Below are 24,833 nucleotides of genomic sequence, written 5' to 3' on the forward strand. Positions count from 1 at the left end.
GTGACCGTGGCCGACCCGGACACCCCGGAAGGGACCATGGATCTCCCTTCCGCCGTGTAGCGGGTGCCCCGATCCTGAGCCGACGCCTTGTCGACCGGGTCGGGCAGGAGCGGCTGGACCAGACCGGCCGGCTCGTCCCCGTCCGTACACCGGGCTCCGAGCCGGACGAGTACGCCCTGTATGTCTGGCAGCCCCGAGGGGGCCCGGCGGTCTACCGGCTTCTGCCGAGCCTGAGCGACTACGGGACGCTGTGTCCGAACGGCACGGACGAGAGTCGGCCATGCGCTGGCAGCGTTTGGGCGGCGAAGCGGAGCGACCCACCGGGCTGGTCGTCCAAGCCGAAGCGGAACGGTGAGGAACGGCTGGGCCGTCGATCGGCTCCTCGGGCTCACCGGGGACCAGATCGAGGTTCGGTCTGACCTGGTCCGAGGACCCCGCGGCCAAGCCTCATCCCGACCCCTGGGGCTTCTGAGCGCGCGCCGTCCGACGTGGAGCGTCAGCGCAGGGTCGGTACCCCGCCCCCTTCGGTCCGCGTCAGCGTGACTCCGGTCAGGCCGCGCAGTCGGCGTTCCGCGAGAGCCGTGAGATCGGCGGCGGTCGGCGGGGTGGAGCCCAGGCCGATGGCGTAGCGGACGGGGTGCGTGGTGAAGGGGCGGGGCCAGGCGTGGCAGTCGGGGGCCGACGCCGAGAGGTCGGTGACGAGGGCTCGCATCCTGCCCCGCACCCGGCCCTCGTCCGCGTCCGCACCCACCGTCAGGACCGCCCAGGCCGCGTGGCGGCGGTGGAGCGGGGGAGGGGCGAGGAGTTCGGCCCGGGGGTAGGGGTCCGTGGTTCCCTCCAGCAACTCCCAGGCCCGGAACAGCTCTTGGGCCACCAGGTCGCGCATGCCCGCCGTCACCTGGTCGGTGCAGGGGCGTACGGGAGCGGAGGGTGTCGTGATGGTGAGGGGGAGAGGGGCGGGGAGAAGGGGCTGGGGGCGATCGGCTGTCCGGCCCACCGGCTCCCGCCAGTCCCAGGCCGCCCACGTCGCGAAGAAGTGCCGTAGGAGATCGCCCGGTGCGAGGTCGCCGGCCTCGGCCGTGGTGCGGGCGGCCAGGATCGACCAGGCCAGGCCCGGCAGACCTCCGAACGGTGCCGAGTCCAGGCCCCGGGCCTTCGCCCATGCCTTGACCTGCGTGGCCAGCCGGGCGAAGGCAGGCCCGTGCCCGCCCACCGAGGCCAGTACCGCGTCGGCGTCGCTCACCGCGCTGAGCGCGATCGCGGCCGCCTCGCCCAGCTCGGTCCGGCGTGAAACCGCCTCCGCGGGGTCCGTCGAGCCCGCGGCGACCACGACCAGGTCCACGTCCAGCCCGTCGATCCGCAGCCGCAGACCGGGTACACGGGCCCCGACCACCTCACGCACGTCCGTCGCCTCGGGGAAGGCTGTGGTCAACCGTGCCTGTACGGCGGGGAGTTCGGCCGTGCCGGGCAGTACCGCCACCAGGTCCAGGTCCGCACCGGGCAGCGCGCAGCCCATACGCCGGGAGCCGACGACATGGACGACGCCGTCGGGGAGCGCGTCCTCGACACGGCGGGTGGTCTCCTCGGCCAGCCGCGCCACCATGTCCCGCGCCCCGCTCCCCGCGGCCTCCTCCGTCCACCGCACCTCGCCCGTTCCCAGCGTCACCGTGGCCCGCACCCGCATCGGCTCGTCCCCGCGCCGCGACAGCAGTGCCAACTCGCCGACCCTCACCGGCATCGGGGCGAGCCGGGTCGCGCAGGCGTCGGCCAGGGTGTTCGGGTCGGTGGTGCGGCCCAGGCTGAGGTGCGGGGTGAACCCCGGGTGCCGGCCGCCGCAGCGCGGGAAGTGGCGCAGGAGCGTGCGGTGCAGGTCGGCCCAGGGTTCCTCACCCGCGGCCGCGGGGTCGAGCCAGACGGTCGCGTCGTCCCGGTGGCCGAACCACTGCACCCCCTCCAGCCGGGCGTCGAAGGGAGCGGTGGCGGCCGCCGCGAGCACCGCCGCCGCCCGCTCGAAGGCGTGTTCCGGTACGAACCCGAAGAGCAGGTTCACATGCGGTGGCCAGCGGCGGATCTGCGGGTCGTGGTCCCGGCGGATCTCCTGCAGCGGGGCCCACAGCTCCTCGGGAGGCAGCCACGCCAGTGCCGTACGGGGCGTCGGCCCTTCGGCGAGGTACTCCAGGGTGTCCGCCTCCGGAACGCCCACCGCGAGCTCGGCCAGGACACCGTAGTGGTCGGAGATGTACGTCCCCTCCGCCGACGGCACGTCACCGCACAGTTCGGCGCACCGTACCCGCAGCCCCTCCCCGCGCAGCAGCACCCGGTCCAGCCGCGAGGCCCGGCCCGTCAGCGACGAGACCGCGGCCAGCGGATTGCCGGCCGGGTCGAAGGTCGGGGTCGTGTCGTCGGCGCCGTGCACCTCGCTCCACGCGTCCCGCAGGCCCAGCGTCACCTGCGGTGTGCGGCCGCCGTCGTTGAAGTCGCCCATCAGGACCAGCTCGGCGTCCACGCCCGCGAGCCCCTCGGCGACGCGGGTGAGTTCCGCCGTGCGCCGCTCCGCGCCGTTCTCCGAGTGGTCGCTGCTCAGATGGGTCGCCGCGATGACCACGGGCCGTCCGCCCGCCTCCACGACGAGGGCGGTCACCGCCTTGTGCGGGCCGAGTTCGTGGTGCGCGGCCTCACGGATGGGCAACCGGCTCAGCAGCAGCAGACCGCACGCGTCGACGTCCCGCCCCCGCGGGTCCGTGCCCAGGGTCCAGCCCGCCCGCACCCACTCCTCGGCCAGCAGCAGGGCGAGGAGTTCCGCCTCGACCTCCTGCAACGCGATCACGTCCACGTCCGCGTCGCGCAGGGCCCGCAGCAGGAGAGGCCTGCGCCGGGCACTGTCGATGCGGTCGGCGTCGTACCGGTCCCAGAGGGTGTTCCAGGTCAGTACCCGCACACCGCCGGACAGCCGTACACCGCCGGATACCCGTACACCGCCGGACGCGTCCCCGCGTCGCGCGGGCCGCCAGTCCTCGCCGTCCCACGCGTACGGCGTACGCGCCGTGAAGAACGGCGCCCGGAGCAGCCGGGCCTCCCGGACCCGCCCCGCCTCCGTCGCGTCGATCCGGTCCACCCCCGTGGCCCGGTCCCACACCACCTCGCCGTCGGCCTCGATGAACAGCACCCGGTGCCAGGGGATCTCGCCCCCGGGCACGAACGCGGGCAGCGGGACCCGCTTGGTCGCGGCGCCGCGCTGGAGGACGCCGAGGACGAAGCGCGCCGGGTCGAAGCGCGCGTCCCAGCGCACCCGGTGATAGATCTCCTCGCTCGTACGCACGGGTCAGACCTCTTCCTCGACGGTCCCGCTCGCCCCGATGTACCAGGTGCGATGCGCGTCCCCGGGATACGGCGGGACGAAGCGCCGCAGCTGGCCGGTGAGCACCTCGGGCGGCACCGGGTGCTCGCGGCGGGTGTTGCGCCGTACCAGCTCGTCCTCGTCCACCAGGACCACGGCGTGCGTGATCAGGGCGTCACGGCGGTGGGCGACCGTGTGTACGAGCGAGCGCTGCTGCTTGTTGAGGGACGTGGCGTCCCACACCGCGGTCCCGCCGGCGGCCAGGGCCCGGTCCAGCCGGTCGATTCCCTCGCGGAGGACCTCGCCGTTGGCCCGCTGGTCGGCGCGTGAGCCGCGCGCCTCGCGCAGGTCGTCCAGGGAGACGTACGCGTCCACGCCCGTGAGTCCCCGGGCGAAGGTGCTCTTGCCGCTGCCCGCCGGGCCGACCGTCTGGATCAGCTTCGGGAACGCGCCGGACCGCAGGCGCCAGGTCGCGGCGACGGCCTCGTCGGCACTGCCGATCCGCCCCAGCGCGTACGCCTCCCGGGCCTCGGCCCGGCACCGGGCGGCCGTGTCGGCCGGCAGCCCGGCGAACACCTCCCGCAGCTCCAGGCTCCGCACGTCCTCGGCGTGCAGCGCCGACCACTCCACCTGCTCGCGCGCCGCGTCCGTGTGCGCGGTGGCCCGGGCGACCGCGTGCAGCAGGCCCAGGTCGGCGGCGTACGACAGGCGCACCAGACCGGTCCGCCGGTCCTCGTCCGGATACGGCCGGTGCAGCGCCGGGTGCAGCCCCACGAGGTCGGCGACCCGGCGGGCGAGCGGTATGCCCGCCACCGTGGCGAGCCGCGCCGCCAGCCGTCCCCGTCGTCCGCCGTGCAGCAGCGTGGCCAGGACGCCGGTCAGCAGGTCGTCCCCCGATCGTCCCGCCGGATCGAAGCGGGCGAGGGCCCGCGCGTCCCCCTCGCCGGGCAGCCCCACGGCCTCCTCCAGTGCCCGTGCGTCGACGGCCGCTCCCGATCGCACCGCCCACAGGGGCGCCCCCGCCCCGAGGCCGTTCTCGACGACGGCCGCGTGCATCCAGTGCGTGTCCGTCCGCACGTGTCCCGCCCGTACCCACTTGGCCACGCGCTCGCCGAACTCCTGCGCGGCGAACCCGTCCGCGACCCGGACGACGTACCCCTCCTGCCGCCCGGGATCCAGCCGCAGAGCGCGCAGCGCCCGCTCGTCGAACACGCCCCGCCACAGCACCCGGGGAACGGGAACGCCGAGCCCCCGCAGGAAGACCGCCGTCCGGTCCCAGTCCAGGCAGCGGCCCTCCCCGTCCCACACCGAGAAGCCGTAGAAATAGCTGTCCAGCTCGTCGTAGGCGATCGAGTGCCGGGCGAACATGTTCTCCCCGCACACCCGCCACCCCTCGGGGATGCCGTGGCTGATCCGGGCCTGGAGGGCCTTGACCCAGGCGCGGGAGGGGTGGTGGGCCGAGTCCAGCGAACGGGCGTGCAGACCGTCGGCGTACAGGGTGGTGTTCTCGCCGTCGAGCTTCTCGGTCACGACGACCTCGCGGCCGCGCAGGCCGGACAGGTCGGTGACCCGGAGATCATCGGCGGTCGCGCCGGGCGACCAGGGCAGATGCCGGGTCCGTGGATAGTGCGTACGCATGGTGAACGTCCCCCGTGACAGCCGACGTGCCTGGTCAGCGTAGGGGCGCGGGGTGACGGCGGGCGAGTGGATTACGGTGCGGCCGGGATCGGCCGCGGCCCTCGGGAACACCGCCGGGGAGGGGCCGGGTTTGACCTGCGTCACTCCGGGGGTATGCTCCCCGGCCCGATTGGCCAGCCCCCCGCCCCGTATGGCAGACTAGCGGGGTTGCTCGGTCGAGTGTTGATGCTGCGCGCCTCCCGCCGGGAGGACCGGAAGCGAGTCCCACAGTACTCGTCGCCTTAACTGCCACACGGCAGCGCTGGGGCGGACGTACGGGAATCTTTCGGGAAGTGCGGTGCGGCACCGGCCAGGCGCCCGGTGGGCCTTCCGCCCTCGGCCTGCGGTTCCGGAAGGGCCGTGTGCATTCCCGCAGGGATGTTCGAACAAGGGACATTTCTGTCAGCGGGAGCGCGACACACCCGACCGCGTGGGTCGGAGACGGATACGAAAAGACGCCGGGTTCCAGAGCGTTAAACAGAGACAGGACTACTGAGTAGCCATGGCGGGACAGAAGATCCGCATCCGGCTCAAGGCCTACGACCACGAGGTCATCGACTCCTCGGCGAAGAAGATCGTCGAGACGGTGACCCGCACTGGTGCGTCGGTCGCGGGCCCGGTGCCGCTGCCCACTGAGAAGAACGTGTACTGCGTCATCAAGTCGCCGCACAAGTACAAGGACTCGCGCGAGCACTTCGAGATGCGCACGCACAAGCGCCTGATCGACATTCTCGACCCCACCCCCAAGACCGTTGACTCTCTGATGCGACTCGACCTCCCGGCCGGTGTCGACATCGAGATCAAGCTCTGAGGGTCGGTGAGCTGAGAATGGCTAAGCAGATCAAGGGCATCCTGGGCGAGAAGCTCGGCATGACGCAGGTGTGGGACGAGAACAACCGTGTTGTTCCGGTCACCGTCGTCAAGGCCGGCCCCAACGTCGTCACCCAGGTCCGTACCAACGACGTCGACGGCTACGAGTCGGTCCAGATCGCCTTCGGCGAGATCGACCCGCGCAAGGTGAACAAGCCCCTCAAGGGCCACTTCGCGAAGGCCGACGTCACCCCCCGTCGCCACCTCGTCGAGATCCGTACGGCTGACGCCTCCGAGTACACGCTCGGCCAGGAAGTCACCGCCGAGGTCTTCGAGGCCGGCGTGAAGGTCGACGTCACCGGCAAGAGCAAGGGCAAGGGCTTCGCCGGTGTCATGAAGCGTCACAACTTCAAGGGCCTCGGCGCCGGTCACGGCACCCAGCGCAAGCACCGCTCGCCCGGTTCCATCGGTGGCTGCGCCACCCCGGGCCGCGTGTTCAAGGGCCTCCGCATGGCGGGTCGCATGGGCAACGAGCGTGTCACCACCCAGAACCTGACCGTCCACGCCGTTGACGCGGAGAAGGGTCTGCTGCTCATCAAGGGCGCGGTTCCCGGTCCGAACGGCGGCCTCGTCCTGGTCCGCACCGCGGCCAAGGGGGCCTGAGGTAACCGATGAGCACTGTTGACATCCTTTCGCCTGCCGGCGAGAAGACCGGTAGCGTCGAGCTCCCCGCGGAGATCTTCGGCGTGGAGAAGGTCAGCATCCCGCTGATCCACCAGGTCGTCGTCGCGCAGAACGCGGCCGCCCGTCAGGGCACGCACAAGACCAAGACCCGTGGCGAGGTCCGTGGTGGCGGCAAGAAGCCGTACCGCCAGAAGGGCACCGGCCGCGCCCGTCAGGGCTCGACCCGCGCGCCGCAGTTCGCCGGTGGTGGCGTCGTCCACGGCCCGCAGCCGCGTGACTACTCGCAGCGGACCCCGAAGAAGATGAAGGCCGCGGCCCTGCGCCACGCCCTCACCGACCGGGCCCGCCACAACCGCATCCACGTCGTCACCGGCGTGATCGAGGGCGAGACCCCCAGCACCAAGGCCGCTCGCACGCTGTTCGGCAAGATCTCGGAGCGCAAGAACCTGCTCCTGGTCGTCGACCGCGCCGACGAGGCCGCGTGGCTGTCCGCCCGCAACCTGCCCCAGGTCCACATCCTGGAGCCGGGCCAGCTGAACACGTACGACGTGATCGTCTCGGACGACGTGGTCTTCACCCAGGCCGCTCTCGAGTCCTTCGTCGCCGGCCCGAAGGCCAACGACACCGAAGGGACCGAGGTCTGATGGCTACCCGTCACCCGAGCATTGCCTCGAAGGCCGCGAAGGCCGCCAAGGCCGCGCGCGTCGCCAAGGCGCGCCGCCACGAGGCCGAGGGCAAGAACACCGTCGAGACCCCGATCAGCAAGTCGTTCACGGACCACCGTGACGTGCTGCTGAAGCCGGTCGTCTCGGAGAAGAGCTACGCGCTCCTGGACGAGAACAAGTACACGTTCGTCGTCGCCCCGGGCGCCAACAAGACCCAGATCAAGCAGGCCGTCCAGGCGGTCTTCTCGGTCAAGGTCACCGGGGTCAACACCCTCAACCGCCAGGGCAAGCGCAAGCGCACCAAGACCGGTTTCGGTCAGCGCGCGGGCTCCAAGCGCGCGATCGTGACCCTCGCTGAGGGCGACCGTATCGACATCTTCGGCGGTCCGACCGCGTAAGCGGGTCGGATCGTCCGATATCGGACGAGGACTGAGAAATGGGAATCCGCAAGTACAAGCCGACTACGCCGGGCCGTCGTGGCGCCAGCGTCGCCGACTTCGTCGAGGTCACGCGGTCCACGCCGGAGAAGTCGCTGGTCCGCCCCCTGCACAGCAAGGGCGGCCGTAACAACGCCGGTCGTGTGACCGTTCGCCACCAGGGTGGCGGACACAAGCGCGCCTACCGAGTGATCGACTTCCGTCGTCACGACAAGGACGGCGTGCCGGCGAAGGTCGCGCACATCGAGTACGACCCCAACCGCACCGCGCGCATCGCGCTGCTGCACTACGCGGACGGCGAGAAGCGCTACATCCTCGCCCCGCGCAACCTGCAGCAGGGCGACACCGTGGAGAACGGTCCCGGGGCCGACATCAAGCCGGGCAACAACCTGGCCCTCCGTAACATCCCGGTCGGTACCACGGTCCACGCGATCGAGCTCCGTCCCGGCGGTGGCGCCAAGTTCGCCCGCTCCGCGGGTGCCTCGGTGCAGCTGCTCGCCCGTGAGGGCGCCATGGCGACCCTCCGTATGCCGTCCGGCGAGATCCGCATGGTGGACGCGCGCTGCCGCGCCACCGTCGGTGAGGTCGGCAACGCCGAGCAGTCGAACATCAACTGGGGCAAGGCCGGCCGCAAGCGGTGGCTGGGCGTTCGCCCGACCGTCCGTGGTGTCGTCATGAACCCGGTCGACCACCCGCACGGTGGTGGTGAGGGCCGGACCTCCGGTGGCCGTCACCCCGTGTCCCCGTGGGGCAAGAAGGAAGGCCGTACTCGCTCGCCCAAGAAGGCGTCGAGCAAGTACATCGTCCGCCGCCGCAAGACGAACAAGAAGCGCTAAGGACGGGTTGAGATGCCTCGTAGCCTGAAGAAGGGGCCCTTCGTCGACGACCACCTGATCAAGAAGGTGGACGCCCAGAACGAAGCCGGCACCAAGAACGTCATCAAGACCTGGTCCCGCCGCTCCATGATCGTCCCGGCCATGCTGGGTCACACGCTGGCGGTGCACAACGGCAAGACCCACATCCCGGTGTTCGTCACCGAGTCGATGGTCGGCCACAAGCTCGGCGAGTTCTCGCCGACGCGCACCTTCCGGGGTCACGTCAAGGACGACCGGAAGTCGAAGCGCCGCTAACAGCGGATCGCATTCAGACACGTAAGTAACTGAGAGGGACAACCATGGAAGCCAGGGCCCAGGCGCGGTACATCCGCGTCACGCCCATGAAGGCCCGCCGCGTGGTGGACCTGATCCGTGGCATGGACGCCACGGAGGCTCAGGCTGTTCTGCGATTCGCTCCGCAGGCAGCCTCCGTGCCCGTCGGCAAGGTGCTCGACAGCGCCATCGCCAACGCCGCGCACAACTACGACCACACCGACGCCGACAGCCTCTTCATCTCCGAGGCGTACGTCGACGAGGGCCCGACCCTGAAGCGGTTCCGTCCGCGTGCCCAGGGCCGCGCCTACCGGATCCGCAAGCGGACCAGCCACATCACCGTGGTCGTCAGCAGCAAGGAAGGAACCCGGTAATGGGCCAGAAGGTTAACCCGCATGGGTTCCGGCTCGGTGTCACCACGGACTTCAAGTCCCGGTGGTACGCCGACAAGCTGTACAAGGACTACGTCAAGGAAGACGTCGCCATCCGTCGGATGATGACGTCCGGCATGGAGCGCGCCGGTATCTCGAAGGTGGAGATCGAGCGCACCCGTGACCGTGTGCGGGTGGACATCCACACCGCGCGTCCGGGCATCGTCATCGGCCGCCGTGGCGCCGAGGCCGACCGCATCCGCGGTGACCTCGAGAAGCTCACGGGCAAGCAGGTCCAGCTGAACATCCTCGAGGTCAAGAACCCCGAGACGGACGCTCAGCTGGTTGCTCAGGCCGTTGCCGAGCAGCTCTCCTCCCGCGTCTCCTTCCGCCGTGCCATGCGCAAGAGCATGCAGTCGGCGATGAAGGCCGGCGCCAAGGGCATCAAGATCCAGTGCGGCGGTCGCCTCGGCGGCGCCGAGATGTCCCGCTCGGAGTTCTACCGCGAGGGCCGTGTGCCCCTGCACACGCTCCGCGCGAACGTGGACTACGGCTTCTTCGAGGCCAAGACGACCTTCGGCCGTATCGGTGTGAAGGTCTGGATCTACAAGGGCGACGTCAAGAACATCGCCGAGGTCCGCGCCGAGAACGCTGCCGCCCGTGCGGGTAACCGCCCGGCCCGCGGTGGCGCTGCCGACCGCCCGGCCCGTGGTGGCCGCGGTGGCGAGCGGCGTGGTCGCAAGCCGCAGCAGGCTGCCGGCGCCGAGGCCCCCAAGGCCGAGGCCCCCGCCGCCGCTCCGGCTGAGAGCACCGGAACGGAGGCCTGACCGTCATGCTGATCCCCCGTAGGGTCAAGCACCGCAAGCAGCACCACCCGAAGCGCGACGGCGCTGCCAAGGGCGGTACCCAGGTTGCGTTCGGCGAGTACGGCATCCAGGCCATCACCCCGGCTTACGTGACGAACCGTCAGATCGAGGCCGCTCGTATCGCCATGACGCGTCACATCAAGCGTGGTGGCAAGGTCTGGATCAACATCTACCCGGACCGTCCCCTCACCAAGAAGCCCGCCGAGACCCGCATGGGTTCCGGTAAGGGTTCCCCGGAGTGGTGGATCGCCAACGTCAAGCCCGGACGCGTGATGTTCGAGCTGTCGTACCCCAACGAGAAGATTGCGCGTGAGGCCCTCACTCGTGCGGCCCACAAGCTGCCGATGAAGTGCCGGATCGTCAAGCGCGAGGCAGGTGAAGCGTGATGTCGGCCGGTACCAAGGCGTCCGAGCTGCGCGAGCTGGGCAACGAGGAGCTTCTGGGCAAGCTCCGCGAGGCCAAGGAAGAGCTGTTCAACCTCCGCTTCCAGGCGGCGACCGGACAGCTCGAGAACCACGGCCGTCTGAAGGCGGTCCGCAAGGACATCGCGCGGATCTACACCCTGATGCGCGAGCGTGAGCTGGGCATCGAAACGGTGGAGAGCGCCTGATGAGCGAGAGCAACGTGACTGAGAACACTGAGGCGCGCGGTAGCTTCCGCAAGACCCGTGAGGGTCTGGTCGTCAGCGACAAGATGGACAAGACCGTCGTCGTCGCTGTCGAGGACCGCGTCAAGCACGCGCTGTACGGCAAGGTCATCCGCCGTACGAACAAGCTCAAGGCGCACGACGAGCAGAACGCCGCGGGTGTCGGCGACCGTGTCCTCCTCATGGAGACCCGGCCGCTGTCCGCGACGAAGCGCTGGCGCGTCGTCGAGATCCTCGAGAAGGCCAAGTAAGTCTCCTGCGGGGCATTCCTCGCAGGACAGTTCCGCCAGGCTCCGGGAGCCGCTCCGCTGAGCGGCTCCCGGGGAACCGGCAGACACACAGGAGATAGACGTGATCCAGCAGGAGTCGCGACTGCGCGTCGCCGACAACACTGGTGCGAAGGAGATCCTTTGCATCCGTGTGCTCGGTGGCTCCGGTCGCCGCTACGCGGGCATCGGTGACGTCATCGTCGCCACCGTCAAGGACGCGATCCCCGGCGGCAACGTGAAGAAGGGTGACGTCATCAAGGCGGTCATCGTTCGCACCGTCAAGGAGCGCCGCCGTCCGGACGGCTCGTACATCCGCTTCGACGAGAACGCCGCCGTCATTCTGAAGAACGACGGCGACCCTCGTGGCACCCGCATCTTCGGCCCGGTCGGCCGGGAGCTGCGCGAGAAGAAGTTCATGAAGATCATCTCGCTCGCGCCGGAGGTGCTGTAAGCATGAAGATCAAGAAGGGCGACCTGGTCCAGGTCATCACCGGTAAGGACAAGGGCAAGCAGGGCAAGGTCATCGCGGCCTACCCCCGCGAGGACCGCGTCCTGGTCGAGGGTGTCAACCGGGTCAAGAAGCACACCAAGGCCGGTCCGACCGCTCGCGGTTCGCAGGCCGGCGGCATCGTCACGACCGAGGCGCCGGTCCACGTCTCCAACGTCCAGCTGGTCGTTGAGAAGGACGGTCAGAAGGTCGTCACGCGTGTCGGTTACCGCTTCGACGACGAAGGCAACAAGATCCGCGTTGCCAAGCGGACGGGTGAGGACATCTGATGACGACCACCACCAGCCCGCGTCTGAAGCAGAAGTACCGCGAGGAGATCGCGGGCAAGCTGCGTGACGAGTTCAAGTACGAGAACGTCATGCAGATCCCCGGTCTCGTCAAGATCGTGGTCAACATGGGTGTCGGCGACGCCGCCCGTGACTCGAAGCTGATCGAGGGCGCCATCCGCGACCTCAGCACGATCACTGGTCAGAAGCCGCAGGTCACCAAGGCTCGCAAGTCCATCGCGCAGTTCAAGCTGCGTGAGGGCCAGCCGATCGGTGCCCACGTCACGCTCCGTGGCGACCGCATGTGGGAGTTCCTGGACCGCACCCTGTCGCTCGCGCTGCCGCGCATCCGCGACTTCCGTGGTCTGTCCCCCAAGCAGTTCGACGGCCGTGGCAACTACACCTTCGGTCTCACGGAGCAGGTCATGTTCCACGAGATCGACCAGGACAAGATCGACCGTACCCGGGGCATGGACATCACCGTGGTCACCACGGCGACCAACGACGCTGAGGGCCGCGCGCTCCTTCGTCACCTCGGCTTCCCGTTCAAGGAGGCGTGAGCGAGATGGCGAAGAAGGCTCTGATTGCCAAGGCCGCCCGCAAGCCCAAGTTCGGTGTGCGTGGCTACACGCGCTGCCAGCGCTGCGGCCGTCCGCACTCCGTGTACCGCAAGTTCGGCCTCTGCCGCGTGTGCCTTCGTGAGATGGCTCACCGTGGCGAGCTGCCGGGCGTGACCAAGAGCTCCTGGTAATCCCCCTTTTTAGGGATTCCCAGGGCTCTCGGTAAGCAATGGGCGTGTCAGGCGCCCTCCCTTCCATGGCTTAGGCTTGGAGGGTTGGGCGCCTGACGGTCGCCCGTACGACTTACTACGCCGTAGGTCCACCGCGCCGCACCCGTCCCGTCTCGGATCGGGGAGAGGGATGGCGCACCAGGAAACCCCGGCGAGAGAGGCCACAGGCCAATTCATGACCATGACTGATCCGATCGCAGACATGCTGACGCGTCTGCGGAACGCGAACTCGGCGTACCACGACTCCGTGACGATGCCGGCGTCCAAGATCAAGTCTCACATCGCGGAGATCCTCCAGCAGGAGGGCTTCATCACGGGCTGGAAGGTCGAGGACGCCGAGGTCGGCAAGAACCTCGTCCTGGACCTGAAGTTCGGTCCCAACCGTGAGCGCTCCATCGCGGGCATCAAGCGGATCTCCAAGCCCGGTCTCCGGGTGTACGCGAAGTCCACCTCCCTGCCGAAGGTGCTGGGCGGCCTCGGCGTGGCGATCATCTCCACGTCGCACGGGCTCCTCACCGACAAGCAGGCCGGCAAGAAGGGCGTAGGCGGGGAAGTCCTCGCCTACGTCTGGTAGCAGAAGGGAACGGAGGAAACAGCTATGTCGCGTATCGGCAAGCTCCCCATCGCGGTTCCCGCCGGCGTGGACGTCACCATCGACGGCCGCACGGTGCAGGTCAAGGGCCCCAAGGGCGAGCTGACCCACACCATCGTGGCTCCGATCGACATCGCCAAGGGCGAGGACGGCACTCTCGCGGTGACCCGCCCCAACGACGAGCGTCAGAGCAAGGCCCTGCACGGCCTGTCCCGCACGCTGGTGGCGAACATGATCACCGGCGTGACCCAGGGTTACGTGAAGAAGCTCGAGATCAGCGGTGTCGGTTACCGCGTGACCGCCAAGGGTTCGAACCTCGAGTTCGCTCTCGGCTACAGCCACCCGATCACCGTCGAGGCGCCCGAGGGCATCACCTTCAAGGTGGAGACCCCGACCCGCTTCCAGGTCGAGGGCATCGACAAGCAGAAGGTCGGCGAGGTTGCGGCCAACATCCGCAAGCTGCGCAAGCCCGACCCGTACAAGGCCAAGGGCGTCAAGTACGAGGGCGAAGTCATCCGCCGCAAGGTCGGAAAGGCGGGTAAGTAAGCCATGGCATACGGACAGAAGATCCTCAAGGGCGACGCCTACAAGCGCGCCGCGATCAAGCGCCGTCACATCCGGATCCGCAAGAACCTTTCCGGTACGGCGGAGCGTCCCCGTCTGGTCGTTACCCGCTCGAACCGCCACATCGTGGCCCAGGTGATCGACGACATCAAGGGTCACACCCTGGCGTCGGCGTCCACGCTGGACACCTCGGTCCGCGGTGGCGAGGGCGACAAGTCCTCGCAGGCCAAGCAGGTCGGCGCCCTGGTCGCCGAGCGTGCCAAGGCCGCCGGTGTCGAGGCCGTGGTGTTCGACCGTGGTGGCAACCAGTACGCCGGGCGCATCGCCGCCCTGGCGGACGCCGCCCGCGAGGCCGGGCTCAAGTTCTGAGCCGCTTGTAGCTAGCGGAAAGAGAGAGGTAATCCAATGGCTGGACCCCAGCGCCGCGGTGGCGGTGCCGGTGGCGGCGAGCGGCGGGACCGGAAGGGCCGTGACGGCGGCGCTGCTGCCGCCGAGAAGACCGCGTACGTTGAGCGCGTCGTCGCGATCAACCGCGTCGCCAAGGTTGTGAAGGGTGGTCGTCGCTTCAGCTTCACCGCGCTGGTCGTGGTGGGCGACGGTGACGGCACCGTGGGTGTCGGTTACGGCAAGGCCAAGGAGGTGCCGGCCGCCATCGCCAAGGGCGTTGAGGAGGCCAAGAAGCACTTCTTCAAGGTCCCCCGTATCCAGGGCACCATCCCGCACCCGATCCAGGGTGAGAAGGCCGCGGGCGTCGTCCTGCTCAAGCCGGCTTCCCCCGGTACCGGCGTTATCGCCGGTGGCCCGGTGCGTGCCGTCCTGGAGTGCGCCGGCGTTCACGACATCCTGTCGAAGTCCCTGGGCTCCGACAACGCGATCAACATCGTGCACGCGACCGTGGAGGCCCTCAAGGGCCTGCAGCGTCCCGAGGAGATCGCGGCCCGCCGCGGCCTGCCCCTCGAGGACGTCGCCCCCGCGGCCCTGCTGCGTGCACGTGCGGGAGCGGGTGCGTAATGGCTCGCCTCAAGGTCACGCAGACGAAGTCGTACATCGGCAGCAAGCAGAACCACCGTGACACCCTGCGGTCGCTTGGTCTCAAGGGGATCAACACCGTGGTCGTCAAGGAGGACCGCCCCGAGTTCCGCGGCATGGTGCACACCGTCCGCCACCTCGTGACGGTTGAGGAGGTCGACTGATCATGGCGGAGAGCAACCCGCTCAAGATCCACAACCTCCGTCCGGCCCCCGGCGCCAAGACCGCCAAGACCCGTGTCGGTCGTGGTGAGGCGTCGAAGGGTAAGACGGCCGGTCGTGGTACCAAGGGCACGAAGGCCCGTTACCAGGTTCCGGAGCGCTTCGAGGGTGGCCAGATGCCCCTCCACATGCGCCTTCCGAAGCTGAAGGGCTTCAAGAACCCGTTCAAGACCGAGTACCAGGTCGTGAACCTCGACAAGCTGGCCGCGCTGTACCCGGAGGGTGGCGAGGTCACCGTCGAGGGTCTCGTCGCCAAGGGTGCCGTTCGCAAGAACAGCCTCGTCAAGGTCCTCGGCCAGGGTGAGGTCTCCGTGGCGCTGCAGGTGACGGTCGACGCCGTCTCCGGCTCCGCCAAGGAGAAGATCACCGCCGCCGGCGGCACCGTCACCGAGCTCGTCTGAGTTTTCCGGACGTCTCGATGACGTAAGCGAATCCCGACCGGGGATACCTCACAATGGGGTATCCCCGGTTGGTCGTTCCTAGGGGGGCGTGGTCGCCGGTAAGGTGGCCAACGCTGTTCTCTTTTTCTTATTCGTCGAACCTCAAGACCGTCACCCTTGACGCAGTTGCGCGGGGGTCGCAGGAGGCACCGTGCTCACCGCGTTCGCCCGGGCGTTCAGGACGCCCGACCTGCGCAAGAAGCTGCTCTTCACGCTGGCCATCATCGTGGTCTACCGGGTCGGCACCCACATCCCGATCCCCGGCGTCAACTACAAAGCCGTCCAGACGTGTGTGAACGAGGCCTCCGGCAACCAGGGCCTGTTCGGTCTCGTCAACATGTTCAGCGGTGGCGCGCTGCTCCAGATCACGATCTTCGCGCTCGGCATCATGCCGTACATCACGGCCAGCATCATCCTTCAGCTGCTGACGGTGGTCATCCCGCGCCTGGAGGCCCTGAAGAAGGAGGGCCAGGCGGGTACGGCGAAGATCACGCAGTACACCCGATACCTGACGGTGGCGCTCGCCATCCTGCAGGGCACCGGCCTGGTCGCCACCGCCCGCAGCGGCGCCCTCTTCTCCGGCTGCACGGTCGCCTCCAGCATCGTCCCGGACCAGGCGATCTTCACCACCATCACGATGGTCATCTGCATGACCGCCGGTACGGCCGTCGTCATGTGGCTCGGCGAGCTCATCACCGACCGCGGCATCGGCAACGGCATGTCGATCCTGATGTTCATCTCGATCGCCGCGACCTTCCCGTCCGCGCTGTGGGCCATCAAGAAGCAGGGCACCCTGGCCGGCGGCTGGATCGAGTTCGGCTCGGTCATCGCGGTGGGCCTGGTCATGGTCGCGCTGGTGGTCTTCGTCGAGCAGGCCCAGCGCCGTATCCCGGTGCAGTACGCGAAGCGCATGATCGGTCGCCGTTCCTACGGCGGGACGTCCACGTACATCCCGCTCAAGGTGAACCAGGCCGGTGTGATTCCGGTCATCTTCGCCTCGTCGCTGCTCTACATTCCGGCGCTCGTGGCGCAGTTCGCCGGCGGTAATTCCGGCTGGAAGACATGGATCACCCAGAACCTCACCAAGGGTGACCACCCCATTTACATCGTTTCGTACTTCTTGCTGATCGTTTTCTTCGCGTTCTTCTATGTCGCTATCTCCTTCAACCCCGAGGAAGTAGCCGACAACATGAAGAAGTATGGTGGCTTCATCCCGGGCATCCGGGCTGGCCGACCGACCGCTGAGTACCTGTCGTACGTGCTCAACCGGATCACCTGGCCGGGTTCGCTGTATCTGGGGCTGATCGCTCTCGTGCCGACGATGGCGTTGGTGGGCTTTGGGGCGAGCAACAACTTCCCGTTCGGTGGCACCAGCATCCTGATCATCGTGGGTGTGGGCCTCGAAACGGTGAAGCAGATCGAGAGCCAGCTCCAGCAGCGCAATTACGAAGGGTTCCTCCGCTGATGCGAATCGTCCTCGTCGGGCCGCCTGGCGCCGGTAAGGGAACGCAAGCCGTTCGCCTTGCCAAGGAGCTGAAGATCCCGCACATCTCCACGGGCGACCTGTTCCGCGCCAACATCAGCCAGCAGACGGAGCTCGGGAAACTCGCGAAGTCCTACATGGACGCCGGCAACCTCGTCCCCGACGAGGTCACCATCGCGATGGCCAAGGACCGCATGGAGCAGTCGGACGCCCAGCCCGGCTTCCTGCTCGACGGCTTCCCGCGCAACGTCTCGCAGGCCGAGGCGCTCGACGAGCTGCTGAAGAACGAGAACATCAAGCTGGACGCCGTCCTGGACCTGGAGGTCTCGGAGGACGAGGTCGTCAAGCGGATCGCGGGCCGCCGCATCTGCCGCAACGACTCGTCCCACGTCTTCCACGTCACGTACACCCCGCCGAAGGTCGAGGGTGTCTGCGACGTCTGCGGCGGCGAGCTCTACCAGCGCGACGACGACTCCGAGGACACCGTCCGCACGCGGCTGGAGGTCTACCACACGCAGACCGAGCCCATCATCGACTACTACAAGTCGCAGGGCCTGGTCCGTACGATCTCCTCCCTGGGCCCGGTGGACGAGGTCACGCAGCGGGCGCTGGACGCGCTGGGGCGGGACGAGGACGACAAGAAGTAGTTCCACGGCGGTTCCGGCCGCGGTGCCCGCTCGGGTGCCGCGGCCGTACTGTTGTGTACATATTCGGTTGACGTCGACATCGACGTAGACATGAGTGACGGAGAGCGCAGGCCATCCATGGTGCAGATCAAGACGCCCGAGCAGATCGCCAAGATGCGTGCGGCGGGCCTGGTCGTCGCCGCCATCCACGCGGCGACGCGTGAGGCGGCGGTCCCCGGCGCCAGCACCAAGGACCTGGACGAGGTGGCCCGCAAGGTCCTCGCCGAGCACGGCGCGAAGTCGAACTTCCTCGGCTACGGCGGCTTCCCGGCCACCATCTGCACGTCCGTCAACGACGTGGTCGTCCACGGCATCCCCTCTGAGGATGTCGTTCTCAAGGACGGCGACATCATCTCCATCGACTGCGGCGCGATCGTCGACGGCTGGCACGGCGACGCGGCCTACACGGCGTTCGTGGGCTCCGGTCACGCCCCGGAGCTGATCGAGCTCTCCCGGGTGACCGAGGAGTCGATGTGGGCCGGCATCGCGGCGATGAAGCAGGGCCAGCGGCTGGTGGACGTGTCGAGGGCGATCGAGACGTACATCCGCCGCCAGCCGAAGCCCGGCGGCGGCAAGTACGGGATCATCGAGGACTACGGCGGCCACGGCATCGGCACCGAGATGCACATGGACCCGCACCTGCTGAACTACGTCGACCGGCGGCGGGGGAAGGGGCCGAAGCTGGTCCCCGGGTTCTGCCTGGCGATCGAGCCGATGGTGTCGCTGGGGACGCCCCGTACGGAGGTCCTGTCGGACGACTGGACCGTGATCACGACGGACGGTACATGGTCGTCGCACTGGGAGCACAGCGTTGCGCTGACGCCGGAGGGTCCGCTGGTGCTGACGTCTCCCGACGGGGGCAGGGCGAAGCTGGCGGAGCACGGGATCGTCGCTGCGCCGGATCCGTTGGGCTGAGTTCGCCTACTGGGGTGGGCTGATCTGTTGCGTGGCGGCTGCGGGTTTTCTGTGGCCGGTCGCGCAGTTCCTCCCCCAGCCTTCGGCCGGGGGTACCCCCAGCGCCCCTGACGGGGCGCTTCACTCGCGCGTGCTTAATGATCTGCCCGGTGGGGCAGTCTTTCTCGATTCGTCTTTCCGGGTGCGCTGACGTAGACTGACTCGTCGGCTCTTGTGCACCCGCATGTCCGCATGCGCCCGCGAGGGAAAGCACGGGAGTCGATCAAGGTAGTCGATTCGAAGGGCGAAGCGTGGCCAAGAAGCAAGGTGCCATCGAGATCGAGGGCACTGTCGTCGAGTCTCTTCCGAACGCCATGTTCAAGGTCGAGCTCCAGAACGGCCACCAGGTCCTGGCACACATCAGCGGCAAGATGCGTATGCACTACATCCGCATCCTCCCTGACGACCGGGTCGTGGTGGAGCTGTCTCCGTACGACCTGACGCGTGGCCGGATCGTCTACCGATACAAGTAGATCTTGCCCGCATCCCGTTCCGGCGGGGTGGTGGCACTGACCCGGAGAACCTCAATCCCATGAAGGTCAAGCCGAGCGTCAAGAAGATCTGCGACAAGTGCAGGGTGATCCGCCGTCACGGTCGGGTCATGGTCATCTGCGAGAACCCGCGCCACAAGCAGCGCCAGGGCTGACGCACGACCGATCCCTCTGCACTCATCGCAGAGTTTCGCGCGACGCAAGCTGAATATGTTCATACGCAGGACCCGAGCCGGTCACGGCTCGACACCCCCGGTTCGGAGGCCGGGGACCCAGTTCGTACCTGGTACGGCGGCTGGGATCCGGTCTTGTGGAAGACCTCCGAAGATCACCAGGAGCCATTGAATGGCACGCGTTTCCGGTGTTGACATCCCGCGCGAAAAGCGCGTGGAGGTCGCCCTCACCTACGTGTTCGGCATCGGCCGGACGCTCTCCCAGCAGACGCTGGCGGAGACCGGTATCGACCCGAACACCCGCGTTCGCGACCTGACCGAAGAGCAGCTGGTCGCCATTCGCGAGTACGTCGACAACCACATCAAGACCGAGGGTGACCTCCGTCGCGAGATCCAGGCCGACATCCGCCGCAAGGTCGAGATCGGCTGCTACCAGGGTCTGCGCCACCGTCGTGGTCTGCCCGTCCGTGGTCAGCGCACCAGCACCAACGCCCGCACCCGCAAGGGCCCGCGTCGCGCCATCGCCGGCAAGAAGAAGCCGGGCAAGAAGTAGTCCTCAGCGGACAACGCTTCATCAGCGGTCTTCGCTGTAGGACCGACCACCTCCCCGTAGGAGTTTGTAGATGCCCCCCAAGGGTCGTCAGGGCGCTGCCAAGAAGGTGCGCCGCAAGGAAAAGAAGAACGTCGCTCACGGCCACGCGCACATCAAGAGCACGTTCAACAACACGATCGTCTCGATCACGGACCCGTCCGGCAACGTGATCTCCTGGGCCTCCGCCGGCCACGTCGGCTTCAAGGGCTCCCGGAAGTCCACGCCGTTCGCCGCGCAGATGGCCGCCGAGTCGGCTGCCCGCCGCGCCCAGGAGCACGGCATGCGCAAGGTCGACGTGTTCGTGAAGGGCCCGGGTTCCGGTCGTGAGACCGCGATCCGCTCCCTGCAGGCCACGGGCCTCGAGGTCGGCTCCATCCAGGACGTCACCCCGACCCCGCACAACGGCTGCCGTCCGCCGAAGCGTCGCCGCGTCTGACGCACGGCAGGCTTGAGGATTCGGGCGGCACTGCTCCGTAAGGGCGTGCCGCCCGTACCCTTGCATCACCCGCACTCCTACGGGTGCGGTTTCCGTCGGACGTCAAATAGCGGGCGTCCACGAAAGAAGGATCTGATCCACACATGCTGATCGCTCAGCGCCCCTCGTTGACCGAAGAGGTCGTCGACGAGTTCCGCTCCCGGTTCGTGATCGAGCCGCTGGAGCCGGGCTTCGGCTACACCCTCGGCAACTCCCTCCGTCGTACTCTCCTGTCCTCGATTCCCGGAGCGGCTGTCACGTCGATCCGGATCGACGGCGTGCTGCACGAGTTCACCACCGTGCCGGGCGTCAAGGAGGACGTCACCGACCTGATCCTCAACATCAAGCAGCTGGTCGTCTCCTCGGAGCACGACGAGCCGGTCGTGATGTACCTGCGCAAGCAGGGTCCGGGTCTGGTCACCGCCGCCGACATCGCGCCCCCGGCCGGTGTCGAGGTGCACAACCCCGATCTGGTGCTGGCCACGCTGAACGGCAAGGGCAAGCTGGAGATGGAGCTGACGGTCGAGCGTGGCCGCGGTTATGTCTCCGCCGTGCAGAACAAGCAGGTGGGCCAGGAGATCGGCCGTATTCCGGTCGACTCCATCTACAGCCCCGTGCTGAAGGTCACGTACAAGGTCGAGGCGACCCGTGTCGAGCAGCGCACCGACTTCGACAAGCTGATCGTCGACGTCGAGACCAAGCAGGCGATGCGTCCCCGTGACGCCATGGCCTCCGCGGGCAAGACCCTGGTCGAGCTGTTCGGTCTCGCCCGCGAGCTGAACATCGACGCCGAGGGCATCGACATGGGCCCGTCCCCCACGGACGCGGCGCTGGCGGCCGACCTCGCGCTCCCGATCGAGGAGCTCGAGCTGACCGTCCGTTCCTACAACTGCCTCAAGCGTGAGGGCATCCACTCCGTGGGTGAGCTCGTCGCCCGCTCCGAGGCGGACCTGCTGGACATCCGCAACTTCGGTGCGAAGTCCATCGACGAGGTCAAGGCGAAGCTGGCCGGCATGGGCCTGGCCCTGAAGGACAGCCCGCCCGGATTCGACCCCACGGCCGCGGCGGATGCCTTTGGCGCCGACGACGACGTGGATGCCGGGTTCGTCGAGACCGAGCAGTACTGAGAGCTCCGCGAGGAGGCCGGTACTGTGACTGCGGGCCCGCTGTGGCTGGTCGCGCAGTTCCCCGCGCCCCTGACGGGGCGTGGACCCTCCGGGCGTCTGAAAGGACGCCCGGATCTCCGACAGACAACCGTCTGCTCGGATACTGACTTCGGTACCTGACACGGCCGGGGCAGACACACAGGAGAAGAACAATGCCGAAGCCCACCAAGGGTGCCCGTCTGGGCGGCAGCGCCGCGCACGAGAAGCTGCTCCTCGCGAACCTGGCGAAGAGCCTCTTCGAGCACGGCCGTATCACCACCACCGAGGCGAAGGCCCGCCGCCTGCGCCCGTACGCCGAGCGTCTGGTCACCAAGGCGAAGAAGGGCGACCTTCACAACCGCCGTCAGGTGCTCCAGGTCATCACGGACAAGAGCGTCGTCCACACGCTCTTCACCGAGATCGGTCCGCGCTACGAGAACCGTCCGGGTGGCTACACCCGCATCACCAAGATCGGTAACCGCCGTGGCGACAACGCGCCCATGGCTGTCATCGAGCTGGTCGAGGCGCTGACGGTGGCGCAGCAGGCGACCGGCGAGGCCGAGGCCGCGACGAAGCGTGCGGTCAAGGAGGCCGAGGAGGTCAAGGTCGAGGAGACCAAGGCCGACGAGGTCGTCGAGGACGCGGCGCCGGAGGCTGACGCCGAGGAGTCGAAGGAGGCGTAAGCCGTCCTTTGGCTGCCGGTCCGTCGTGGCTGGTCGCGCAGTTCCCCGCGCCCCTGACGGGGCGCTTGAGTGGGCCCGTTCCGTTATGGGACGGGCCCGCTTTCATGTCCTGAGAGGATTGTCCGGTGAGTGACGAAGTTCAGCCCGGTTACGTGCGTGTCCGTCTCGACCTGTCCTACGACGGGTCCGACTTCCACGGGTGGGCCAAGCAGGCCGGCGGGAAGCGGACCGTGCAGGGGGAGATCGAGGACGCCCTTCGGACGGTGACCCGTACCAAGGACACGACCTACGAGCTGACCGTGGCCGGACGTACCGACGCGGGTGTGCACGCCCGTGGGCAGGTCGCGCACGTCGACCTGCCGGGCGAGCTGTGGGCGGAGCACCGGGAGAAGCTGCTGAAGCGGCTCGCCGGACGGCTTCCGAAGGACGTCCGGGTGTGGTCCCTGACGGAGGCTCCGGCGGGATTCAACGCGCGTTTCTCGGCCGTCTGGCGCCGCTACGCGTACCGCGTGACCGACAACCCCGGCGGTGTCGACCCGCTGCTGCGCAACCACGTCCTGTGGCACGACTGGCCCCTGGACGTGGCGGCCATGAACGAGGCGGCGGCGCGGCTGCTGGGCGAGCACGACTTCGCCGCGTACTGCAAGCGGCGGGAGGGGGCCACGACCATCCGGACGCTCCAGGAGCTGAGCCTTCAGCGCGGGGCGGACGGCATCATCACGGCCACCGTGCGCGCCGACGCCTTCTGCCACAACATGGTGCGGTCCCTGATCGGCGCGCTGCTGTTCGTGGGGGACGGGCACCGGGGGCCCGAGTGGCCGGGGAAGGTGCTGGCCGCGGGGGTCAGGGACTCGGCCGTGCACGTCGTACGACCGCACGGGCTGACCCTGGAGGAGGTCGGCTACCCGGCCGACGAACTGCTGGCCGCGCGGAACAGGGAGGCGCGGAACAAGCGGTCGCTGCCGCTGCGGAGCGGGTGCTGCGGCTAGACATCCGGGTTCGGCGGTGGCGTTCCGGAAGTGAAAACTCTCACTTAGCTGTATTTTCAACGAATATAATCTGCATTTGCGAACTTACCGGGCGTAAGCCACCTCTTGCCTCTTACGACCTTCTCACCTCTCGGATATTGTTTCGTCGCTCGGGCGCCAGTTCGACATGGGCGGGCCGGGCAAGGGTGGGGTCAACGGGCCGGTCGGGCCCATGGGGTGGTTTCCTTCATGAGTTCAGTTGGCCCGGTACGGGCCGGGGGGCGCCGTGCCGCGCGTCAGAGCGGCGGGCGAAGAAAGGCCGGGCGGGACAACGGTGCTCCGTTGGGGCTGCTGCCGCTGCCGCCCACGGACAGGGAGAAGTACTCCTACGCCCGCCGGAACCTGTGGATCCTGACGATCAGCTCGCTGATCAGCTTCTGCTGCCTCGTGATGAGCCAGTTCAAGCTGGCCCAGTCCACGCCGGTGCTGTGGATATACACGCCGCTGCTGGTCTTCACGGTCATCTACTACCTGATATCCCTTCGGGTGAATGGTTTCACCAGCGACTTCGACATCGCGTACCACAAGCAGCTGGTGCACAACTGGCGGCCCGAGGTCTACCCCACGGTGGACGTGTTCCTGCCCGTGTGCGGGGAGCCCATCGAGGTCCTCCACAACACCTGGCGGCACGTGCGGCAGATGGCCGACCACTACCCGGGCGTCTGCGTCCCGTTCGTGCTGGACGACGGCGCCGATCCCCAGCTGGAGGCGATGGCCCGCGATTTCGGGTTCCGCTACGGCACCCGGGAGAACCGCGGCTGGTTCAAGAAGGCCGGCAATCTGCACTTCGGGTTCGGGCAGTCCGACGGCCAGTACATCCTCATCCTGGACGCCGACTTCACGCCACGCGCCGACCTGCTCGAAGAGCTGCTGCCGTACATGGAGTCGGACCCGTCCATCGGTATCGTGCAGTCCCCGCAGTACTTCCGCGTGCTCGACTCGCAGAACTGGATCGAGCGCGGCGCGGGCGCCGTTCAGGAGCTGTTCTACCGGTCCGTGCAGGTCTCCCGGCAGGGCAGTGACGGAGCGATCTGCGTCGGCTCCTGCGCCGTGTACCGGCGGGCCGCCCTGGAGACCAACGGCGGAACGACGCTGATCGAGCACTCCGAGGACGTGCACACCGGCTTCGACCTGCGGGGCCTCGGCTGGGACCTGCGCTATGTGCCGGTCGCCGTCTCGACGGGCGTGTGCCCGGACACCGCCGGTGCCTTCTTCAACCAGCAGTACCGCTGGTGCTCAGGATCGATGAGCCTGCTCGGCAGCAGGAAGTTCTGGGAGCGCAAGATCAGGCTCTCCAGCCGCCTGTGCTACATGTCCGGGTTCTTCTACTACATCCACACGGCGCTGTTCACCTTCGCGGCGCCGGTCATCCCGATCGTGCTGCTGGTGATGATGCCGGAGAAGCTGAAGGTCGAGCATCTGCTCCTGGTGGCACCCAGCATCGTCTACACCACGATCATCTTCCCGATGTGGCACAAGGCGCCCTACCGCCTGGAGGCCTGGGCCGCCCGCATGATGTACGGCTGGGCCCACGTCTTCGCCATCTGGGACATCCTGCGCAAGAACCGGATGGGCTGGCAGCCCACGGGATCCTCCGGTGCCAAGAAGAACAAGACCCGCCGCTTCTGGATCGGCATGTGGGTCTGGAGCGGCGGCACCGCGCTGGTCTGGGTCGTGGCAGCGGTCTACCGGACGTTCACCATGGACGCCCCGGACTTCGCCCTGGTCCTGACCTCCGGACTCTTCTACGCCCTGGTGGTGGGCCGTGTGCTGGTCCAGCCGCGGGAGAAGGCGGCTGTCTGA

General features: G+C 68.1%; 34 protein-coding genes. 32 read left to right on the top strand and 2 right to left on the bottom strand.

Going from position 1 to position 24,833, the window contains the following annotated elements:
- Nucleotides 1-496: 496 nt before the first annotated feature.
- Both AB0D85_RS01115 and AB0D85_RS01120 read right to left on the bottom strand, forming a co-directional pair.
- Complete coding sequence (locus AB0D85_RS01115) at nucleotides 497-3,319, bottom strand: poly(A) polymerase (protein ID WP_362312157.1); 2,823 nt, start codon at nucleotides 3,317-3,319, stop codon at nucleotides 497-499.
- A 3-nt stretch (nucleotides 3,320-3,322) separates the two neighbouring features.
- On the bottom strand, nucleotides 3,323-4,975 hold the full coding sequence (locus AB0D85_RS01120) for an RNA ligase family protein (RefSeq protein WP_362312159.1): 1,653 nt from the start codon (nucleotides 4,973-4,975) through the stop codon (nucleotides 3,323-3,325).
- Between the two features lie 541 nt (nucleotides 4,976-5,516).
- Here AB0D85_RS01120 and rpsJ point away from each other — a divergent pair.
- From rpsJ to AB0D85_RS01280, 32 genes are all read left to right on the top strand, one after another.
- Nucleotides 5,517-5,825: a 30S ribosomal protein S10 gene (gene rpsJ / locus AB0D85_RS01125; RefSeq protein ID WP_003948644.1), complete on the top strand. Its 309-nt coding sequence runs from the start codon at nucleotides 5,517-5,519 to the stop codon at nucleotides 5,823-5,825.
- Nucleotides 5,826-5,842: 17 nt separating this feature from the next.
- Nucleotides 5,843-6,487 (top strand): 50S ribosomal protein L3, encoded by a 645-nt coding sequence (rplC, locus tag AB0D85_RS01130; protein ID WP_062706771.1) that lies wholly within the window; start codon nucleotides 5,843-5,845, stop codon nucleotides 6,485-6,487.
- Between the two features lie 8 nt (nucleotides 6,488-6,495).
- Nucleotides 6,496-7,152, top strand: a complete 657-nt coding sequence (gene rplD, locus AB0D85_RS01135) for a 50S ribosomal protein L4 (RefSeq protein ID WP_123974799.1) — start codon at nucleotides 6,496-6,498, stop codon at nucleotides 7,150-7,152.
- On the top strand, nucleotides 7,152-7,571 hold the full coding sequence (rplW, locus tag AB0D85_RS01140; protein WP_362312162.1) for a 50S ribosomal protein L23: 420 nt from the start codon (nucleotides 7,152-7,154) through the stop codon (nucleotides 7,569-7,571). The genes rplD and rplW overlap by 1 nt, the downstream gene beginning before the upstream one ends.
- Before the next feature lie 38 nt (nucleotides 7,572-7,609).
- A complete protein-coding gene (rplB, locus tag AB0D85_RS01145; protein WP_362312164.1) occupies nucleotides 7,610-8,446 on the top strand; it encodes a 50S ribosomal protein L2 in 837 nt (278 codons plus the stop codon).
- A 12-nt stretch (nucleotides 8,447-8,458) separates the two neighbouring features.
- Nucleotides 8,459-8,740 carry a 30S ribosomal protein S19 gene (rpsS, locus tag AB0D85_RS01150; RefSeq protein ID WP_003992359.1) on the top strand — a complete coding sequence of 94 codons (282 nt, stop codon included), beginning with the start codon at nucleotides 8,459-8,461 and terminating at the stop codon, nucleotides 8,738-8,740.
- A 44-nt stretch (nucleotides 8,741-8,784) separates the two neighbouring features.
- Nucleotides 8,785-9,132 carry a 50S ribosomal protein L22 gene (rplV, locus tag AB0D85_RS01155; RefSeq protein ID WP_003974262.1) on the top strand — a complete coding sequence of 116 codons (348 nt, stop codon included), beginning with the start codon at nucleotides 8,785-8,787 and terminating at the stop codon, nucleotides 9,130-9,132.
- Nucleotides 9,132-9,956, top strand: a complete 825-nt coding sequence (gene rpsC / locus AB0D85_RS01160) for a 30S ribosomal protein S3 (protein ID WP_123974797.1) — start codon at nucleotides 9,132-9,134, stop codon at nucleotides 9,954-9,956. The genes rplV and rpsC overlap by 1 nt, the downstream gene beginning before the upstream one ends.
- 5 nt (nucleotides 9,957-9,961) lie before the next feature.
- Nucleotides 9,962-10,381: a 50S ribosomal protein L16 gene (rplP, locus tag AB0D85_RS01165; RefSeq protein WP_362312166.1), complete on the top strand. Its 420-nt coding sequence runs from the start codon at nucleotides 9,962-9,964 to the stop codon at nucleotides 10,379-10,381.
- Nucleotides 10,381-10,605: a 50S ribosomal protein L29 gene (gene rpmC, locus AB0D85_RS01170; RefSeq protein WP_030174543.1), complete on the top strand. Its 225-nt coding sequence runs from the start codon at nucleotides 10,381-10,383 to the stop codon at nucleotides 10,603-10,605. The genes rplP and rpmC overlap by 1 nt, the downstream gene beginning before the upstream one ends.
- A complete protein-coding gene (rpsQ, locus tag AB0D85_RS01175; protein ID WP_189268843.1) occupies nucleotides 10,605-10,892 on the top strand; it encodes a 30S ribosomal protein S17 in 288 nt (95 codons plus the stop codon). Before rpmC ends, rpsQ begins: the two co-directional genes overlap by 1 nt.
- A gap of 100 nt (nucleotides 10,893-10,992) precedes the next feature.
- Complete coding sequence (gene rplN, locus AB0D85_RS01180; RefSeq protein ID WP_003992364.1) at nucleotides 10,993-11,361, top strand: 50S ribosomal protein L14; 369 nt, start codon at nucleotides 10,993-10,995, stop codon at nucleotides 11,359-11,361.
- A gap of 2 nt (nucleotides 11,362-11,363) precedes the next feature.
- Nucleotides 11,364-11,687, top strand: a complete 324-nt coding sequence (gene rplX, locus AB0D85_RS01185) for a 50S ribosomal protein L24 (protein WP_362312169.1) — start codon at nucleotides 11,364-11,366, stop codon at nucleotides 11,685-11,687.
- Complete coding sequence (gene rplE, locus AB0D85_RS01190; RefSeq protein ID WP_362312171.1) at nucleotides 11,687-12,244, top strand: 50S ribosomal protein L5; 558 nt, start codon at nucleotides 11,687-11,689, stop codon at nucleotides 12,242-12,244. Before rplX ends, rplE begins: the two co-directional genes overlap by 1 nt.
- Before the next feature lie 5 nt (nucleotides 12,245-12,249).
- A complete protein-coding gene (locus AB0D85_RS01195; protein ID WP_003948630.1) occupies nucleotides 12,250-12,435 on the top strand; it encodes a type Z 30S ribosomal protein S14 in 186 nt (61 codons plus the stop codon).
- 214 nt (nucleotides 12,436-12,649) lie between these two features.
- Nucleotides 12,650-13,048 carry a 30S ribosomal protein S8 gene (gene rpsH / locus AB0D85_RS01200; protein WP_089099428.1) on the top strand — a complete coding sequence of 133 codons (399 nt, stop codon included), beginning with the start codon at nucleotides 12,650-12,652 and terminating at the stop codon, nucleotides 13,046-13,048.
- A gap of 24 nt (nucleotides 13,049-13,072) precedes the next feature.
- Nucleotides 13,073-13,612: a 50S ribosomal protein L6 gene (gene rplF, locus AB0D85_RS01205; protein WP_362312174.1), complete on the top strand. Its 540-nt coding sequence runs from the start codon at nucleotides 13,073-13,075 to the stop codon at nucleotides 13,610-13,612.
- Between the two features lie 3 nt (nucleotides 13,613-13,615).
- Nucleotides 13,616-13,999, top strand: a complete 384-nt coding sequence (rplR, locus tag AB0D85_RS01210; protein WP_362312176.1) for a 50S ribosomal protein L18 — start codon at nucleotides 13,616-13,618, stop codon at nucleotides 13,997-13,999.
- Nucleotides 14,000-14,035: 36 nt separating this feature from the next.
- Complete coding sequence (gene rpsE / locus AB0D85_RS01215; protein WP_030788249.1) at nucleotides 14,036-14,641, top strand: 30S ribosomal protein S5; 606 nt, start codon at nucleotides 14,036-14,038, stop codon at nucleotides 14,639-14,641.
- Nucleotides 14,641-14,823 carry a 50S ribosomal protein L30 gene (gene rpmD, locus AB0D85_RS01220; protein ID WP_006376032.1) on the top strand — a complete coding sequence of 61 codons (183 nt, stop codon included), beginning with the start codon at nucleotides 14,641-14,643 and terminating at the stop codon, nucleotides 14,821-14,823. Before rpsE ends, rpmD begins: the two co-directional genes overlap by 1 nt.
- A gap of 2 nt (nucleotides 14,824-14,825) precedes the next feature.
- Nucleotides 14,826-15,281 carry a 50S ribosomal protein L15 gene (gene rplO, locus AB0D85_RS01225; RefSeq protein WP_121894842.1) on the top strand — a complete coding sequence of 152 codons (456 nt, stop codon included), beginning with the start codon at nucleotides 14,826-14,828 and terminating at the stop codon, nucleotides 15,279-15,281.
- Nucleotides 15,282-15,471: 190 nt separating this feature from the next.
- Nucleotides 15,472-16,785 (top strand): preprotein translocase subunit SecY, encoded by a 1,314-nt coding sequence (gene secY, locus AB0D85_RS01230; protein WP_362312179.1) that lies wholly within the window; start codon nucleotides 15,472-15,474, stop codon nucleotides 16,783-16,785.
- Nucleotides 16,785-17,450 carry an adenylate kinase gene (locus AB0D85_RS01235; RefSeq protein ID WP_362312180.1) on the top strand — a complete coding sequence of 222 codons (666 nt, stop codon included), beginning with the start codon at nucleotides 16,785-16,787 and terminating at the stop codon, nucleotides 17,448-17,450. Before secY ends, AB0D85_RS01235 begins: the two co-directional genes overlap by 1 nt.
- A gap of 117 nt (nucleotides 17,451-17,567) precedes the next feature.
- Complete coding sequence (gene map / locus AB0D85_RS01240; RefSeq protein WP_362313414.1) at nucleotides 17,568-18,404, top strand: type I methionyl aminopeptidase; 837 nt, start codon at nucleotides 17,568-17,570, stop codon at nucleotides 18,402-18,404.
- Nucleotides 18,405-18,694: 290 nt separating this feature from the next.
- Complete coding sequence (gene infA, locus AB0D85_RS01245) at nucleotides 18,695-18,916, top strand: translation initiation factor IF-1 (protein ID WP_003948620.1); 222 nt, start codon at nucleotides 18,695-18,697, stop codon at nucleotides 18,914-18,916.
- Nucleotides 18,917-18,975: 59 nt separating this feature from the next.
- The gene (rpmJ, locus tag AB0D85_RS01250; protein ID WP_003998809.1) at nucleotides 18,976-19,089 is read left to right on the top strand and encodes a 50S ribosomal protein L36; all 114 of its coding nucleotides are present in this window, start codon (nucleotides 18,976-18,978) and stop codon (nucleotides 19,087-19,089) included.
- Between the two features lie 190 nt (nucleotides 19,090-19,279).
- Entirely contained in the window at nucleotides 19,280-19,660 is a 381-nt protein-coding gene (rpsM, locus tag AB0D85_RS01255; RefSeq protein ID WP_362312182.1) for a 30S ribosomal protein S13, read from the top strand.
- Between the two features lie 70 nt (nucleotides 19,661-19,730).
- Nucleotides 19,731-20,135, top strand: coding sequence for a 30S ribosomal protein S11 (rpsK, locus tag AB0D85_RS01260; protein WP_003956432.1), 405 nt, complete (start codon nucleotides 19,731-19,733; stop codon nucleotides 20,133-20,135).
- Between the two features lie 143 nt (nucleotides 20,136-20,278).
- Entirely contained in the window at nucleotides 20,279-21,301 is a 1,023-nt protein-coding gene (locus AB0D85_RS01265; protein ID WP_019055532.1) for a DNA-directed RNA polymerase subunit alpha, read from the top strand.
- Between the two features lie 191 nt (nucleotides 21,302-21,492).
- The gene (gene rplQ, locus AB0D85_RS01270) at nucleotides 21,493-22,002 is read left to right on the top strand and encodes a 50S ribosomal protein L17 (protein WP_362312184.1); all 510 of its coding nucleotides are present in this window, start codon (nucleotides 21,493-21,495) and stop codon (nucleotides 22,000-22,002) included.
- A gap of 125 nt (nucleotides 22,003-22,127) precedes the next feature.
- On the top strand, nucleotides 22,128-22,991 hold the full coding sequence (gene truA, locus AB0D85_RS01275) for a tRNA pseudouridine(38-40) synthase TruA (protein ID WP_362312186.1): 864 nt from the start codon (nucleotides 22,128-22,130) through the stop codon (nucleotides 22,989-22,991).
- Between the two features lie 426 nt (nucleotides 22,992-23,417).
- Nucleotides 23,418-24,833 carry a glycosyltransferase family 2 protein gene (locus tag AB0D85_RS01280; protein ID WP_362313417.1) on the top strand — a complete coding sequence of 472 codons (1,416 nt, stop codon included), beginning with the start codon at nucleotides 23,418-23,420 and terminating at the stop codon, nucleotides 24,831-24,833.

This window comes from Streptomyces sp. NPDC048277 (assembly GCF_040652235.1).
In the GTDB taxonomy this organism is placed as follows: Bacteria; Actinomycetota; Actinomycetes; order Streptomycetales; family Streptomycetaceae; genus Streptomyces.

Bases quoted from the DNA above. Each gene is read 5' to 3' on its own strand.
- AB0D85_RS01120 (WP_362312159.1), bottom strand. From the start codon at position 4,975: ATGCGTACGCACTATCCACGGACCCGGCATCTGCCCTGGTCGCCCGGC.
- rpsJ (WP_003948644.1), top strand. From the start codon at position 5,517: ATGGCGGGACAGAAGATCCGCATCCGGCTCAAGGCCTACGACCACGAG.
- rplC (WP_062706771.1), top strand. From the start codon at position 5,843: ATGGCTAAGCAGATCAAGGGCATCCTGGGCGAGAAGCTCGGCATGACG.
- rplD (WP_123974799.1), top strand. From the start codon at position 6,496: ATGAGCACTGTTGACATCCTTTCGCCTGCCGGCGAGAAGACCGGTAGC.
- rplW (WP_362312162.1), top strand. From the start codon at position 7,152: ATGGCTACCCGTCACCCGAGCATTGCCTCGAAGGCCGCGAAGGCCGCC.
- rplB (WP_362312164.1), top strand. From the start codon at position 7,610: ATGGGAATCCGCAAGTACAAGCCGACTACGCCGGGCCGTCGTGGCGCC.
- rpsS (WP_003992359.1), top strand. From the start codon at position 8,459: ATGCCTCGTAGCCTGAAGAAGGGGCCCTTCGTCGACGACCACCTGATC.
- rplV (WP_003974262.1), top strand. From the start codon at position 8,785: ATGGAAGCCAGGGCCCAGGCGCGGTACATCCGCGTCACGCCCATGAAG.
- rpsC (WP_123974797.1), top strand. From the start codon at position 9,132: ATGGGCCAGAAGGTTAACCCGCATGGGTTCCGGCTCGGTGTCACCACG.
- rplP (WP_362312166.1), top strand. From the start codon at position 9,962: ATGCTGATCCCCCGTAGGGTCAAGCACCGCAAGCAGCACCACCCGAAG.
- rpmC (WP_030174543.1), top strand. From the start codon at position 10,381: ATGTCGGCCGGTACCAAGGCGTCCGAGCTGCGCGAGCTGGGCAACGAG.
- rpsQ (WP_189268843.1), top strand. From the start codon at position 10,605: ATGAGCGAGAGCAACGTGACTGAGAACACTGAGGCGCGCGGTAGCTTC.
- rplX (WP_362312169.1), top strand. From the start codon at position 11,364: ATGAAGATCAAGAAGGGCGACCTGGTCCAGGTCATCACCGGTAAGGAC.
- rplE (WP_362312171.1), top strand. From the start codon at position 11,687: ATGACGACCACCACCAGCCCGCGTCTGAAGCAGAAGTACCGCGAGGAG.
- AB0D85_RS01195 (WP_003948630.1), top strand. From the start codon at position 12,250: ATGGCGAAGAAGGCTCTGATTGCCAAGGCCGCCCGCAAGCCCAAGTTC.
- rpsH (WP_089099428.1), top strand. From the start codon at position 12,650: ATGACCATGACTGATCCGATCGCAGACATGCTGACGCGTCTGCGGAAC.
- rplF (WP_362312174.1), top strand. From the start codon at position 13,073: ATGTCGCGTATCGGCAAGCTCCCCATCGCGGTTCCCGCCGGCGTGGAC.
- rplR (WP_362312176.1), top strand. From the start codon at position 13,616: ATGGCATACGGACAGAAGATCCTCAAGGGCGACGCCTACAAGCGCGCC.
- rpsE (WP_030788249.1), top strand. From the start codon at position 14,036: ATGGCTGGACCCCAGCGCCGCGGTGGCGGTGCCGGTGGCGGCGAGCGG.
- rpmD (WP_006376032.1), top strand. From the start codon at position 14,641: ATGGCTCGCCTCAAGGTCACGCAGACGAAGTCGTACATCGGCAGCAAG.
- rplO (WP_121894842.1), top strand. From the start codon at position 14,826: ATGGCGGAGAGCAACCCGCTCAAGATCCACAACCTCCGTCCGGCCCCC.
- AB0D85_RS01235 (WP_362312180.1), top strand. From the start codon at position 16,785: ATGCGAATCGTCCTCGTCGGGCCGCCTGGCGCCGGTAAGGGAACGCAA.
- map (WP_362313414.1), top strand. From the start codon at position 17,568: ATGGTGCAGATCAAGACGCCCGAGCAGATCGCCAAGATGCGTGCGGCG.
- rpmJ (WP_003998809.1), top strand. From the start codon at position 18,976: ATGAAGGTCAAGCCGAGCGTCAAGAAGATCTGCGACAAGTGCAGGGTG.
- rpsM (WP_362312182.1), top strand. From the start codon at position 19,280: ATGGCACGCGTTTCCGGTGTTGACATCCCGCGCGAAAAGCGCGTGGAG.
- rpsK (WP_003956432.1), top strand. From the start codon at position 19,731: ATGCCCCCCAAGGGTCGTCAGGGCGCTGCCAAGAAGGTGCGCCGCAAG.
- AB0D85_RS01265 (WP_019055532.1), top strand. From the start codon at position 20,279: ATGCTGATCGCTCAGCGCCCCTCGTTGACCGAAGAGGTCGTCGACGAG.
- rplQ (WP_362312184.1), top strand. From the start codon at position 21,493: ATGCCGAAGCCCACCAAGGGTGCCCGTCTGGGCGGCAGCGCCGCGCAC.